Origin of the sequence: Actinomadura sp. K4S16, assembly GCF_008327685.1 — a bacterium.
GTDB lineage: Bacteria > Actinomycetota > Actinomycetes > Streptosporangiales > Streptosporangiaceae > Spirillospora.
The window spans coordinates 149,627-163,012 of sequence record NZ_BDDE01000019.1; the positions used below are offsets into that span (position 1 = coordinate 149,627).

Annotated in this window: 15 protein-coding genes; 10 read left to right on the plus strand and 5 right to left on the minus strand. The window is 70.4% G+C overall.

Translation table 11 applies throughout. The features are described from left to right. Window positions 1–2 precede the first annotated feature (2 nt). Both K4S16_RS30805 and K4S16_RS30810 read left to right on the plus strand, forming a co-directional pair. On the plus strand, window positions 3–461 hold the full coding sequence (locus K4S16_RS30805; RefSeq protein WP_149262579.1) for a MarR family winged helix-turn-helix transcriptional regulator: 459 nt from the start codon (window positions 3–5) through the stop codon (window positions 459–461). A gap of 112 nt (window positions 462–573) precedes the next feature. Next, window positions 574–2,133, plus strand: a complete 1,560-nt coding sequence (locus K4S16_RS30810) for a FadD3 family acyl-CoA ligase (protein WP_149262580.1) — start codon at window positions 574–576, stop codon at window positions 2,131–2,133. Window positions 2,134–2,154: 21 nt separating this feature from the next. On the opposite strand, the gene K4S16_RS30815 is transcribed toward K4S16_RS30810, so the two are convergent. Both K4S16_RS30815 and K4S16_RS30820 read right to left on the minus strand, forming a co-directional pair. Then, window positions 2,155–3,057: an acyl-CoA dehydrogenase family protein gene (locus K4S16_RS30815; RefSeq protein WP_149262581.1), complete on the minus strand. Its 903-nt coding sequence runs from the start codon at window positions 3,055–3,057 to the stop codon at window positions 2,155–2,157. Then, entirely contained in the window at window positions 3,054–4,184 is a 1,131-nt protein-coding gene (locus tag K4S16_RS30820; RefSeq protein WP_149262582.1) for an acyl-CoA dehydrogenase family protein, read from the minus strand. Before K4S16_RS30820 ends, K4S16_RS30815 begins: the two co-directional genes overlap by 4 nt. Before the next feature lie 135 nt (window positions 4,185–4,319). Here K4S16_RS30820 and K4S16_RS30825 point away from each other — a divergent pair, with 135 nt between their 5' ends. From K4S16_RS30825 to K4S16_RS30835, 3 genes are all read left to right on the plus strand, one after another. Continuing rightward, window positions 4,320–5,285 (plus strand): hypothetical protein, encoded by a 966-nt coding sequence (locus tag K4S16_RS30825; protein WP_149262583.1) that lies wholly within the window; start codon window positions 4,320–4,322, stop codon window positions 5,283–5,285. 102 nt (window positions 5,286–5,387) lie between these two features. Further along, the gene (locus K4S16_RS30830; RefSeq protein ID WP_149262584.1) at window positions 5,388–6,362 is read left to right on the plus strand and encodes a hypothetical protein; all 975 of its coding nucleotides are present in this window, start codon (window positions 5,388–5,390) and stop codon (window positions 6,360–6,362) included. Continuing rightward, window positions 6,359–7,399 carry a phosphotransferase gene (locus K4S16_RS30835; RefSeq protein ID WP_149262585.1) on the plus strand — a complete coding sequence of 347 codons (1,041 nt, stop codon included), beginning with the start codon at window positions 6,359–6,361 and terminating at the stop codon, window positions 7,397–7,399. Before K4S16_RS30830 ends, K4S16_RS30835 begins: the two co-directional genes overlap by 4 nt. 19 nt (window positions 7,400–7,418) lie before the next feature. Here the strand turns inward: K4S16_RS30835 and K4S16_RS30840 are convergent, their stop codons facing one another. Beyond that, window positions 7,419–8,270: an SAM-dependent methyltransferase gene (locus tag K4S16_RS30840; RefSeq protein ID WP_149262586.1), complete on the minus strand. Its 852-nt coding sequence runs from the start codon at window positions 8,268–8,270 to the stop codon at window positions 7,419–7,421. Between the two features lie 127 nt (window positions 8,271–8,397). Between K4S16_RS30840 and K4S16_RS30845 the strand changes: the two genes are divergently transcribed. The 3 genes from K4S16_RS30845 (at window position 8,398) to K4S16_RS30855 (ending at window position 10,096) form a co-directional block, all read left to right on the plus strand. Next, window positions 8,398–9,174: an NYN domain-containing protein gene (locus K4S16_RS30845; protein ID WP_149262587.1), complete on the plus strand. Its 777-nt coding sequence runs from the start codon at window positions 8,398–8,400 to the stop codon at window positions 9,172–9,174. Between the two features lie 95 nt (window positions 9,175–9,269). Then, window positions 9,270–9,743 carry a hypothetical protein gene (locus K4S16_RS30850; RefSeq protein ID WP_149262588.1) on the plus strand — a complete coding sequence of 158 codons (474 nt, stop codon included), beginning with the start codon at window positions 9,270–9,272 and terminating at the stop codon, window positions 9,741–9,743. 77 nt (window positions 9,744–9,820) lie between these two features. Then, window positions 9,821–10,096 carry a hypothetical protein gene (locus tag K4S16_RS30855; RefSeq protein WP_235037180.1) on the plus strand — a complete coding sequence of 92 codons (276 nt, stop codon included), beginning with the start codon at window positions 9,821–9,823 and terminating at the stop codon, window positions 10,094–10,096. 126 nt (window positions 10,097–10,222) lie between these two features. Here K4S16_RS30855 and K4S16_RS30860 read toward each other — a convergent pair whose 3' ends face one another. Continuing rightward, complete coding sequence (locus tag K4S16_RS30860; RefSeq protein ID WP_149262590.1) at window positions 10,223–11,074, minus strand: anti-sigma regulatory factor; 852 nt, start codon at window positions 11,072–11,074, stop codon at window positions 10,223–10,225. A gap of 205 nt (window positions 11,075–11,279) precedes the next feature. On the opposite strand from K4S16_RS30860, the gene K4S16_RS30865 reads away from it, so the two are divergent. Together K4S16_RS30865 and K4S16_RS30870 are read left to right on the plus strand one after the other, a co-directional pair. After that, window positions 11,280–12,164, plus strand: coding sequence for a helix-turn-helix transcriptional regulator (locus K4S16_RS30865; RefSeq protein ID WP_160161082.1), 885 nt, complete (start codon window positions 11,280–11,282; stop codon window positions 12,162–12,164). Further along, window positions 12,161–12,367, plus strand: a complete 207-nt coding sequence (locus K4S16_RS30870) for a DUF397 domain-containing protein (protein WP_308800879.1) — start codon at window positions 12,161–12,163, stop codon at window positions 12,365–12,367. The genes K4S16_RS30865 and K4S16_RS30870 overlap by 4 nt, the downstream gene beginning before the upstream one ends. A gap of 81 nt (window positions 12,368–12,448) precedes the next feature. Here the strand turns inward: K4S16_RS30870 and K4S16_RS30875 are convergent, their stop codons facing one another. Then, a complete protein-coding gene (locus K4S16_RS30875) occupies window positions 12,449–13,369 on the minus strand; it encodes an SEC-C domain-containing protein (RefSeq protein WP_149262592.1) in 921 nt (306 codons plus the stop codon). Between the last annotated feature and the right edge of the window lie 17 nt (window positions 13,370–13,386).

A 13,386-nucleotide genomic window follows, 5' to 3' on the forward strand; every position in this document is an offset into this window, starting at 1 on the left:
GGGTGGGTGCCGAACAAGAGGGAGAGGACGTCTTCCGCGGATTCCTGATCGCCGTCCTCCTGCACATCGAGGCGGCCGCCGACCGGCTCGGCCTGCGGCCCATCGACGTCGCCGCGGTGATCCTGCTGGAGATGCGCGGGCCGCTCCCGGTCGGCGCGATCTCCGAGGAGCTCCGCCTGCCGTCCGCCTCGGCGACCCGGGTGGTCGACCGGCTGGAGAAGGCCGGGTACGTGCGGCGCGTCCGCGGCGAGCACGACCGGCGCACGGTCACCGTGGAACTGGTGGAGGACGGCCTGGCCGACTACTACGCCGTCAGCGCGGGAGCACGGCGCCACCTGGACGAGGTCGGCGCTCGCTACGGCCCGGAGCAGGCGCCCTTGCTGATTGGCCTCTTGGACGGCATCGCCGACGCCTACCGCACCGCCACCAACGAACTCCGCGCCGACACGTCCCCCGGCTGACGCCCCCGATCCGGACCGCGCCTACACCTTCTCGCCGTGCGGACGAAACGGATATACCGGTGACCGGGACGCCGAAGGCCGGGCGAGGGCCGGGCCGGGATGATGAGGGTTCATGAACGAGCTGACGATTCCGCAATTGGTGGCGCGGGCGGCGAACGAGTACCCCGAGACCGAGGCGGTCGTGGACGGCGACGTCCGGGTCACCTACGCCGAGCTCCGGGAGCGGGTCCGCGAGGCGACGGGTGCGTTCGTCGGGGCGGGGATCGAGCCGGGCGACCGCATCGCCATCTGGGCGCCGAACGGCCTGCGCTGGATCGTCACCGTGCTCGGAGCGCTCGGCGCCGGCGCGACGCTCGTCCCGCTGAACACCCGCTACAAGGGCGACGAGGCCCGGTGGCCGCTCTCCAAGGCCGAGGCGAAGGTCCTGTTCGTGGAGGACGGGTTCCTCGGCATCGACTATCCCGCCATGCTCGGCGTGGACGGATCCGGCGCCCCCGGGCTGCCCGCACTGCGGACGGTCGTCACGTTCAACGGCCCCGCGCGCCCGGGGGTGACCGCCTGGGACGACTTCGTCGCCAAGGCCGCCTCCCCGGACGAGGCCGACGCGCGGACGGCGGCCGTCCGTCCGGAGACCGTCGCCGACATCCTGTTCACGTCCGGGACGACCGGCAGGCCCAAGGGCGCCGTGGTCACGCACGAGCAGAACGTCCTCACCTACCGGGCGTGGACGGACCGCACCGGCGTGCGGGCCGGCGACCGCTACCTCATCGTCAACCCGATGTTCCACTCGTTCGGCTACAAGGCGGGCGTGCTGGCCTGCGTGATGCGGGGCGCCACGATGGTGCTCCAGCGCACGTTCGACGTCCCGGAGACGCTGCGGCTGATCGAGCAGGAGAAGATCACCGTGCTGCCGGGGCCGCCGACCATCTACACCGCGCTCCTGCACGCCCCCGGCCGGGAGGAGCACGACCTGTCGACCCTCCGGCTGGCCGTGACGGGCGCGGGAGACGTGCCCGTCGCGCTGGTGCGGCGCATCAAGGACGAGCTGTTCCCGCAGGTCGTGACCGCCTACGGGCTGACCGAGTCGTCCGGGACGGTCACCGCCTGCTCGGTGGACGACGATGACGAGACCATCGCCACCACGTCCGGCCGGGCCATCCCCGACGTCGAGGTCGCGATCGTCGACGCGAACGGCAAGCGCCTCCCGGCCGGGACCGACGGCAGGATCCTCGTGCGCGGCTACAACGTCATGCAGGGCTACCTGGACGACCCGGAGGCGACCGCGGAGGCGGTCCGCGACGGCTGGCTCGACACCGGCGACTGCGGGCGCCTCGACGAGCGCGGCAACCTCACCATCACGGGGCGCACCAAGGAGATGTTCGTCGTCGGCGGGTTCAACGTGTACCCGGCGGAGGTCGAGAACGTCCTGGCCCGGCACGACGCCGTCGCCGAGTCGGGCGTCATCGGCGTCCCGGACGAGCGGATGGGCGAGGTGGGACGCGCCTACGTCAAGCTCCGCCCCGGCGCCACGGCCACGGAGGACGAGCTGGTCGAGCACTGCCGGGAGCGGCTCGCGAACTTCAAGGTCCCCCGGGAGGTCGTCTTCGTGGACGACCTCCCGAAGACCGCGTCCGGCAAGATCTGGCGCGTGAAGCTCAAGGAGCGGGCCTGACCCGCGCCGGGGGCGCGTCGCTCAGAGAGCGGCGATGACCCGCGCCCTGTGCTCGGCCACGGTGCCCCACGCCGAGTACAGGGCCCGCGCCTTGCGGATCCACAGCGACGGGTCGTACTCGTCGGTGTAGCCGATCGCGCCGTGCACCTGGAGTGCGGTCTTGGCCATCCCGTAGGACGCCTCCGACGCGGCGACCTTCGCGGCGGAGACGTCCCGCGCGAAGTCCGGCGTCCCGTACGACAGCGCCGCCCCGTACACGAGCGGGCGGGCGAACTCCAGCTCGACCATCGCGCTCGCGAGATGGTGCTTGATCGCCTGGTACTCGCCGATCGGGCGCCCGAACTGCTGCCGCGTCTTGGCGTACTCGACGGACACCTCCAGCAGCGCCTGCCCGAGCCCCACCTGCTGCGCCGCGCACAGCAGCACGCCGAGGTCGGTGAACCCCCCGCCCTCGGGGACGCGGAACAGCCGCCGCGTCGGGTCGAGCGACGCGACGGCCTCCCCGGCCGCCTTCCGCTCGACGCCGTCGACGGTGAGCACCAGGTCGGCGACGTCGGCGTCCAGCGCGTGCGGGACGGCGAGCGTCACGACCGCCTCGCCCTCGGCGATGCGCTGCGGCCACGGCGACCCGTCCAGCAGCTCGGCGGCGGCGAGCGTCTCCACGTAGGGGCCGGGCGCGGCGGCCCGGCCGAGCTCCTCCGCGGCGACGGCCAGCTCGACCGGCAGCAGCCCGGCGCCGCCGGCCTCCTCCGGGACGGCCACCGCGAACGCCCCGGCCTCGGCGACCGCCGACCACAGCGCGCGCCCCGGCCCGGCGTCCCCGGCCGCCCAGGCGCGGGCCGCCTCGGCGGTGCCGGGGCCGCCCAGCAGCTTGCGCAGCGTCTCGCCGAACATCCGCTGCTCGGCGGAGAGAACGAACTTCACCGGGACCCCCTCGGCAGGCCGAGCAGCCGCTCGGCGATCACGTTGCGCTGGATCTCGTTCGTGCCCGCGTAGATGGGGCCGGCCAGCGAGAACACGTAGTTCTCCAGCCACTCCGACTCCAGCTCGCCGTCCGGGCCGAGCAGGTCGAGCGCGGTCTCGTGCAGCGCCACGTCCAGCTCCGACCAGAACACCTTGTTCAGGCTCGACTCCGCGCCGATGTCGTCGTCCCGCGAGACCGTCTCGAACCCCTTGAGCCGGTAGGCCCGCGCCCTGATCCAGGAGTCCGCGACCCGGTCGCGCAGCGCGTCCCCGGAGGCGTCCGCGCGCTCCTTCCACAGCTCGACGAGCCGCTCGGCCGCCGCGGTGAACCGCCCGGGGCTGCGCAGCGTGAGGCCGCGCTCGTTGCCGGCCGTGGCCATCGCGACCCGCCAGCCGTCCCCGGCCGCGCCGATGACGTCCTCGTCGGGGACGAAGACCTGGTCGAGGAACAGCTCGGCGAACGCGGGCTTGCCGTCCAGCCGCCCGATCGGCCGGACCGTCACGCCCTCGGCGTCCAGCGGGAACATCAGGTAGGTGAGCCCCTTGTGGCGGGACGACTCCGGATCGGACCGGAAAAGCCCGAACCCCCGGTCGGCGAACGCGGCGCGCGAGCTCCACGTCTTCTGCCCGTTCAGCAGCCAGCCGCCGTCGGTGCGGGTCGCCGTCGACCGCAGTGCGGCGAGGTCGCTGCCCGCGCCCGGCTCCGACCACGCCTGCGCCCAGATGACCTCGCCGGCCGCCATGGGGGGCAGGATCCGCGCGAGCTGCTCGGGCGTGCCGTGCTTGAGCAGCGTCGGCGCCAGCAGGTTGATGCCGTTCTGGCTGACCCGCCCCGGCGCGCCCGCCGCGTAGTACTCCTCCTCGAAGACCAGCCACTGCAGGACCGAGACGCCGCGCCCGCCGTACTCCTCCGGCCACGAGACCACGCCCAGCCGCGCCGCGCCGAGCGTCCGCTCCCACTCCCGGTGCGCCGCGAAGCCCTCCCCGGTCTCCAGCGACGGGAGCGGCCGCGCCGGGACGTGCTCGCGCAGCCATGCCCGCACCTCGCCGCGGAACTCCTCGTCCGCCGCCCCGAACTCAAGATCCATGCGACCCTCTTTCTAACAACTGTTTGGTAGAGTAACCGCCCCCTCGCACCCCCGTCGCCCCCTCCCGCCCAGTGAGATCCCCCGGGTGGCGAAAAATCCCCTGAGAACCGCGATTCCCGTTCCTAAGCTCGTCGCATGGGGCATCCGGCGCAGATCGTCATCATCGAGGACGGCGCCCAGCGGGTCGTCTACGACAGGTGGGGCGGCGCGCCCGGGATGGAGTTCCAGATCCTGCTGGACCGCGAGCGGTTCACCATGGACCGCCTCGGGGACTGGCATGACGACCGCTGGAACCCGGGCTCGGACGCCGTCTATCTCGTCGACCACGACCGGCGGGTGCTGCTGCTGTCGTTCATCTACCTCTATGACTTCCCGGACGAGCAGGCGTACCGCACGCTGTTCCTGAGGCTGGTCCGCCACGTGTGGAAGGGCTGGCAGGTCGACTGGGCGTACAACGGCGTCGAGGACGTCGTCGCCTATCTGGCCCTCGACATGTCCGTCCTCGGCGCGCCACGCCTGAGCGATCCGGACTTCGAGGGCAGGCTGCGGTTCACGCCTCGTACGAGGCCCAACCTGAGGATGCCGGAGATCTCGCCCCGGCGCGCCGGGGATCGGAACTACTGCCTGGTGACCGTGGAGGACGGAACCCGCGTCCGCGCCTACGGTGTGACGCCAAGCTACGACAACCTCCTCAAGGGCGGCCCCCGTGTCCTGGACCGCCTGCCCGAGGCGGCGCGCATGACCCAGTGCGGGAGCCTTCCTGGTTCAGGCGTCCACTTCGACCTGACCACGGAGACCGGCGGGTACTGGACGCACGGCTTCATCCACGGCCCGCTCCATGAGGTGCACTGGTCGTGGCCCGGCTGGCGGTGGCGGTTCTGGGAGGACGACCACACCGTGCAGCGCGCGCTGGCGGGCGTCGAGGTCGCGATCCCCGACCCCGGCGTGGACACGGCGATGGCCGAACTCGTCAGGGTGTGGACGGAACGGCTCAACTGGGATCCCGACCTCGCCCGGGAGATGCTCCGCGAGGTCTTCGCGCGTCCACGGCACGAGAGGGTCGCAGCGCTCGCCGACGCGATCTTCCTGCTGAGCGACTGACCCGGGCGGCTGCGGACGCGGGTGACGCCGGGGTCTGTCGGAGACGGCGGCGCGCGGTTAAGATCGCGCTCTAGAATCGCGTTCGGAAGCTCCGGAGGGCCCATGGCGAGGATCATCGAGCACGGCACCTGGAGCCTGGAGCCCGCGGACGAGGGACTGCACGACCCCGGCCCCGAGCCGCTGTGGAACGAGTCCTACTACTTCGACTTCGCCGCCCCCGACGGCTCCGTCGCCGGCTACGTGCGGCTCGGGCTGTACCCCAACTGGGACCGCGCCTGGTACTGGGCCGCGCTGGTGCGCCCCGGCCGTCCGCTCCTCCTCATCGCCGACAACGACGCCCCGCTGCCCGAGCGGGGAACGACGGACGTCCGCACCGAGACCTACACGGCGACCCAGCAGATCACCGACCCCTTCGGCCCGGCCAGGGTCGCCCTGACCGGAACCGCCTCCGTCCTCCCCGACGCGACCGCGGCCTACGGCGACGTCAGCGGCGCCGAGACCACCGGGCTCTCGTTCGACCTGCGCTGGGACACCGCCGGCGGCGTCTACCCCTACAAGGACATCCCGCGCTACGAGATCCCGTGCACCGTCTCCGGCCTGGTCAGCGTGGGCGGCGAGAAGATCGCCGTCACCGCCCACGGGGAGCGCGACCACAGCTGGGGCGAGCGCGACTGGTGGAAGGTCTCCTGGCTCTGGACGTCCGGCCGCCTCGGCGACGGCACGTTCGTCCACGGCATGCAGGCCAACATCGGCTTCCCGCTCCCGTGGCCGTGCTTCGCCGTCCCGCCGGAGGGCGGCATCGAGCACCGCGACGGCTTCTCCGCCGCGACGACCTTCACCGGCGGCCTGCCCGCCCGCTCGGACCTCCGCTTCCCGGGCTCGCCCATGACGGTGACCCCGGTGGCCTTCGCGCCCGTCGCCGTGACCTCGCCCGACGGCCGCGAAGCCCGCTTCCCCCGCGCCCTGTGCCGCTACGAGACCGAGGACGGACGGACCGGCCACGGCTGGACGGAGTGGCACCAGCCCCCCGGCTGGGAGGACCACGGCTGGACCCACCTCGCCGGGGAGACCGCATGACCGGGGCGGTGTCCGGCGCCGGCGGACTGACCGCGTCCTGGCTGAGCGGCGCACTCGGCGCGGAGGTGACCGCCGTCCGCGCCGAACCGGTCGGCACCGGCCAGGTCTCCGACAGCCTGCGCCTCCACCTCACCTACGCGGGCGACACCCACCTCCCGTCCACCATGGTGGCCAAGGTCCCGGCGGCCGACCCGTCCAGCCGTGCCGCCGCCCGCACCATTCGCACCTACGAGGTCGAGGCGAGCTTCTACGCCGAGATCGCGCCCACCCTCGACGCCGGTGTCCCCGCCTGCTACGCCTCCGCCTACGACCCCGAACGGGACGAGTACGCCGTCCTGCTGGCCGACCTCGCCCCGGCGCGGCCCGGCGACCAGCTCGCCGGAATCACCCCCGAGGACGCCGCCGCGGCGATCACCGAGATGGCCGCGCTGCACGCCGCCGGCTGGGACGATCCCGACCTGGCCACCCTGACCTGGCTCAACCGCCACGACGCCGACTCGGCGGCCTTCACCGCCGCGATGGTCACCGACCTCTACACCGGCTTCAAGGACCGCTACGCCGCCGACCTGGGCCCCGAGGTCATCGGCCTCATCGAGGACTTCCTGCCGTCCATCGGCGCCTATCTGACCGCCCGCGAAGGCCCGCTGACCCTCGCCCACGGCGACTTCCGCGCCGACAACCTCCTCTTCGGCGGCCCGCGCGCCGCCGTCCTGGACTGGCAGACCGTCACCTACGGCCCCGGCGTGGCCGACCTGTCCTACTTCCTCGGCTCCAGCCTCCCCATCGAGGCCCGCCGCGCCCACGAGAAGGACCTCGTCCAGCGCTACCACGCGGCGCTGACCGCCCACGGCGTCGCCTTCACCTGGGACGAGTGCTGGGCCGCCTACCGCCTCCACGTCTTCCACGGCATCGTCATGGCGATCGGCGCGTCCATGCTCGTCGAACGCACCCGGCGCGGCGACGAGATGTTCCGCACCATGACGACCCGCCACGCCCACCACGCCCTGGACCTGGGCTCCCTCGACCTGACCCGCTGAGGACGCAGGCCATGGCGGCCTAAGCCGGCTTGCGGGCCATTCCGCCCCACAGGGCGGCGGGTGCGGACGCTTCGAGCTCGGAACGAGGGCGCCACCGCGGAACCTGGACGACGCCGGGCTCGATGAGGTCCAGCCCGTTGAAGAACCCGGAGACCTGCTCGCGGTCGCGCAGCGTGACCTTCTCCGCCGAGTCCTTGTTCATGGCCCGCGCGAACGCGGCCATCTCCTCGGGGAAGATGTCCTTCGCGGTGTGGGAGACCACCAGGTGACTGCCCGGGGGCACGGCGGCCATCAGCGTCTCCGCGATCCCGTAAGGGTCCGCCTCATCCGGAACGAAATGGAGTACGGCGATGAGCATGACCGCCACCGGCCGGCTGAAATCCAGCGTGCGGGATGCCTCCTGCAGAATCTTGCCGGGCTCGCGCAGGTCGGCGTCGATGTAGTCGGTCGCGCCCGAGTCGGTGCTCCTTAGGAGCGCCTCGGCGTGGGCCAGCACGATCGGGTCGTTGTCGACGTAGGCGATCCGGCTCTCGGGCGCGATCGCCTGAGCCACCTCATGGGTGTTGTTGGCCGACGGCAGCCCGGTACCGATGTCCAGGAACTGGCGGATCCCGGCCTCTTCGACCAGGTACTCCACCGTCCGCGCCAGGAACGCGCGGTTGGCCCGCACGGACTTGACCGTGCTCGGGAATGCCTTCAGACCGGCCTCGGCCGCCGCCCGGTCGGCGGCGAAGTTGTCCTTGCCGCCCAGCCAGACGTCGTACACCCTGGCGGGATGCGGAATGCTCGTATTGAACCGGGAGAGCTTCTCCTCACCCGATGATTCTCCAGGCCGATCCGACGCCACGAACGTCTCCTCGATCACCGCCATGTGAAATTGCTCGAACCACCATATATCCGCCAATGCCGACGATGGTGTTGCAGAGCAAGCGCGGCGCATACGACCTCTGATGTACTGGCCGCGGCCCGGTCGGGTTGGCGGCTTCCAGGGGGGACGCATGGTGAATGAGAACACCGCCAGGTTGGCGGTGCTCATCGACGCCGACAACGCCCAGCCCGCGAACGTCGAGGCGCTGCTGGCCGAGGTCGCGAAGTACGGCACCGCGCACGTCAAGCGCGCTTACGGCGACTGGACCGGCTCCAGCCTGCGGGGCTGGAAGGAGCATCTGCTCGACCAGTCGATCCAGCCGATCCAGCAGTTCGCCTACACCAGGGGCAAGAACGCCACCGACGCGGCGATGGTCATCGACGCGATGGACCTGCTGTACTCGGACCGCTTCGACGGGTTCTGCCTCGTCTCCAGCGACAGCGACTTCACCCGCCTGGCCGCGCGCATCCGCGAGTCCGGCCTGACCGTGTACGGGTTCGGCGAGCGCAAGACGCCCAAGCCCTTCATGGCGGCGTGCGACAAGTTCGTCTACATCGAGAACCTGCTGTACGACCAGAGCCCGACCACCCCGACCGCCGAGACGCTCAAACCGGCGCCCCCGACCTCGGCCGCCAAGCTGAAGCAGGACACCGCGCTCGTCAACCTCCTCCGCAACGCCGTCGAGGCGGCGTCCGACGAGGACGGGTGGGCCGCCCTGGGGTCCGTGGGCCAGATCATCACCAAGCAGCGCCCCGAGTTCGACTCCCGCAACTACGGCTACACCAAGCTCAGCGAGCTGATCGCCGCGACGACCCTGTTCGTCCTGGACCGCCGAGGCCCCGGCGACGGCAAGGGAAACACCATCTACGTCCGCGACAAACGCCACCAAGACGGCAAACCGTCCTAAGAGGGGCGGAGCGGGGGGCATGGCGCAGGCTCTCTTGCATGAGCTTTCGACCTGCGCGGGAGCTGAATCAGAACACGATCTGATAACCTGACGGTATGAGCGGCACGATCCATCCAGATTCGGTCACGTTCTCTGACCTGTCCCGCAATCCACGGGCCGTCGCGGAGCGGGCTTCCAGGCTGGGACGGGTGCGCGTCACCCATCGTGATGCGCACGACTTCTACCTGACGGCCGCTGATCGCGAAGACCGACGTGATGAGACGCTGGCCACCGCTTCCAGAATCTTCATCGCTCTCATGAAGCACGACCCGGGCGCACGCGAGTTGCTGCTCGCCATGCCCGACGTGTTCCCCTGGGTGCGCCACCTCAGCACCGACGAGGTCCGCGCGTTCACTCTGGAGTTGGTCGAGGCGCTCTCGGACGCCGCGGAACTCAATCTTGATGCGCCCATCACCGAGGTGATCGCCGGTTGGCGTGCGACCGCCCGCATCAAGGCAGATCCCCAGCAGAGTGAAGAGGCGGTGCGGCCCACGAGCGGTGACTTCGGTCCGGTGGAAGTCCGCCCATGAGTCCCAAACGGGGGGACAGGGTCACGGTTCCGCCTCCGGACGGCCAGTGGGATGTGCGGTTCGGAACGAGTGAGGCGGTGCGCGGCTGGGACGAGTTGTGTCGGCTCGCCTTGGCCAACACCCAGCGATGCTTCGAGATGCTCCGCTCCGAGCCGCGCTCCCGCGTCAACCACGAACGCCAGCATCGGCTTCGTGGAGAGCTTGCGACTCACAGGCACAATGGTCGTGACCTGGAGCAGTGGGAGTACGAGGTCACCAGCGGCGGTCGCGTGCGCTATGTGATCGACGACGAGAAGCGCACAGTGTGGCTTGTCTATGCGTCGCCCCGTCATCCGAAGGACACCGAGAGTTGAGCCGGTGACCTTCGCTGGCGGCGCAGCGGCCACGATCGGGGGGTGCTGCGCCGTGGCAGGGGTTGTCGCCTGTGGTCGCCCGCTGTCACCAGCACGTTGATGTCATAGCCCACCTGGCCGGCATGGTCAGGTGCCGTCTGCGCCCTTGAGGAACTCCCGGATCCGTTCGGGAATGTCGGCGGGCTCGATCCCCAGTTCGGCCGTGCGCTGCCGCCCGTACGCACGAAGGTCGCGCAACTGCTCGGCGAGCCTTACCGAGTCGAGGTGGCGGACGAGGAGTTCGGTGGTCTCCTGGAGATCGATGAGGGGGCGACGGACGTAGCGGTGCGGGGTGGCCCACCAGCAGAAGGTCCGGCGGTGCACCCACACGTTGAGGTCGGGGAGCACCAGGACGGACATGCCGTCATCGGCGGTGTTGCGCGTCCCCTCGAAGCCGCGGCGAGTGAGGTTGAGGAGCAGGTGTTGCGCGGCCGTCCCCGGGTGGACCCTGTAGTGCAGTCCGGGCCACTCGCGGGGCAGCGGAAGCGCGAACCAGACCGCCTTGCCGTAGACGGGGACGGTGCTGACGCGTGAGCGCGTCGGCGCGCTGCCCCAGTCGGAGGTGACCTCGCGGACGAGTTGGAGGCCCTTGCCGTGCTCGTCCAGTAACCCGGCCCCGGCCGCACGCGGTGTGGACGCCCGCTCGCCGTCGAAGACGGAGACGATGAGCTGAGGTGACGGGACGGTCCGCGCCCAGATCCAGAGTTCCGGCGGGGTCGGGGGCCGGTCGCTTCGCGCGGTCCCGGCGTGCCGCAGCGCGTTGGTCGCGGTCTCGGACACGGCGAGCTTCCCGTCCTCGATCACGTCCCGGTCGAGCCGCAGCTCCGACATCGCCTGGTGAAGGAGACGACGCGCCGCCGCCGGCCCGCTCTCGTCCCCCGGCAGCCGCCACGCGCACAGCCCGCCCGTCACCAGTCCCCAAGCCCCCTTGACCTCCATCGAGCCTGCCTCCCAATGATCACAGTTCGTGTGCGTCTCATTACGTGTCGTGTGGATGGCTCGATAGTGACTGACGCAACGTTAAGATGCAATCCCGTTTCAAAAACTCATATGCAGTGACCGAAAAGACTGTGTGTGTGGGATCTACCACGCAATGCGAGCTTGCGAGTGCAGAATGACCACTGACCACCCAGGAGGTGCCCTCATGCCACGCCCCGAGAGTCCGACCGTCCGCCGGATCATGCTGGGCATCCGCCTTCGCGCGCTGCGGACCCGAGCCGGCGTCGCGGCGGACGACGCGGCACGTCACATCGCCCGGACGGACTCGACCATCAGCCGGATGGAGACGGGGCAGAGTTCGGTGTCCGCCCGCGTCCTCGAACGGCTCGTGGAGCTGTACGGTGCGACGCCGGACGAGACGGCGCAACTCACCAAACTGGCCAAGGCGGCGCGGCAACGCGGCTGGTGGCAGCGCTACGACGAGGTTCTGCACCCCGGCTTCGGGCTCTATCTCGGCCTGGAGGCCGAGGCCACGGAGATGCACGCCTACGCCAGTGAGTGGGTACCTGGCCTCCTTCAGACCGCGGAGTATGCCCACGCGGTGCTATCTGTCGAGCCTCGACCGCCATCGAACGAGGAGATCCGGGCGCGTGTTGAGGCCCGGCTCGCCCGCCAGGCGATTCTCAGCGGAGATGCCCCTCTTCAGTACTGGGTCGTGCTCGATGAGGCGGTTCTACGTCGCGCTGTTGGAGAGGCCGGGGTCATGGCCGAACAGTTGCGCGTTCTTGCGTCCCTGGCTCGGCGCCGCAACATCAAGTTGCAGGTCCTGCCGTTCTCGGTCGGAGCTCACCCGGGGACGTGCGGTTCGTTCACAGTGCTCACACTCGACCTGGGAGACGCTGCCGTGTCTGAGTACGCGTATGTCGAGAATCGGGCAGGAACGCTGCTGATGGACAAGATGCCCGAGGTTGAAACCCACCGGTTGGCGTTCGACTCCCTGCGAGCCCAGGCGTTGAGTCCGAGAGACTCAATCGCCATGATTGAGAATATTGCCGCAGAGTGGGACGAAGCAGGGAGGTTGGGTGCGTGAACGTCGGTGCGTTGTCCGGCATAGCTTGGCGCAAGAGTTCGCACAGCGGTAGTACTGGGGGCGACTGTGTTGAAGTCGCCCGACTGGGTGCCAGGCAGCTCGTGAGGGACTCCAAGGACACCGGAGGCGGCGTCCTGGCCTTGAAGCGCGACGTGTGGGCAGCGTTGGTGGTGCAGATCAAGCGGGGCGCATACGACCTCTGACTTCGCTCCAGTGACACGCCGCACCCCAGGCTGGGGTGCGGCGTGTTGCGCTGCGGGCGGAGGACGCCGCTCGTGCCGTGGTCAGCGGTTGGTGGGGGAGCCGCAGCATTTCTTGTACTTGCGGCCTGAGTCGCACCAGCAGGGGGCGTTGCGTTCCGGGGGCCAGTCGAGGGTGGGGGCGCCTTCGCGGATGCGGTCCATGAGGTGGTCGGCGCGGGTCTGCTGGTCCTTCGGGTCGCGGTCGTGGTCGTTCGCGTACTTGAGGAGGTCGTCCACCGTCGTCGGGAGGATGCGGAGCTTGGAGGCGCCGATCTCGTCGCTGGAGGCGCGCCAGCCGCGTTCGACGTCGCGGAAGTAGGTGGACGCGTCGGTGGGGGCGGTGCCGTGGACGAGGCCCTCGGCGAAGGCGCGTTCGACGTCCGCGCGCACGTAGAACGATCCCGCGGTCGGTTGGGACGGGGCCGCGGCCCTTTCAAGGAGTTCGGCCATCTCGGCCTGCTGGTCCTCGGTATGCAGGTCGAGGGCGTCGGGCGGGAGGCCGAGCGCCTGGCGGACGCGCTGGCGTCCATGCAGCTCGGGCCGGACGAGCAGCTTGGCTTCGGCGAGTTCCCCGTCGTCCGTCATGAGGTCGCGGCAGGCGGTGTTGAACCAGGTGAGAGCCTCTTCGAGTCGTCCCTGCTCTTCGAGGAACTCCGCGACCATCTGGGCCGGCCCGGGGCGGACGTGGGCCCGGCCCAGCCGGGTGATCTCCGCTTCCGCCTCGTCGGTACGGCCGAGGCCGGCCAGCAGGGAGATCTTCTCCGCGGTGGCGTACTGCGAGTCCTCACCCGCGTCCATGGCCTCGACGTCCTCGTAGATCCGCAGTGCCCGGTCGGGCTCGCCCGCCAAGGACCATTGGCCGCCCGCCTCCAGCAGGATCTCCGCGCACTCGTCCGGGTACTTCACGGCTTCGCGTTCGAGTTCCTGGGCGTGAAGCCGCGCCCGTTCCTTGGAGTCCTTCACAGGGCCACCGTATAAGC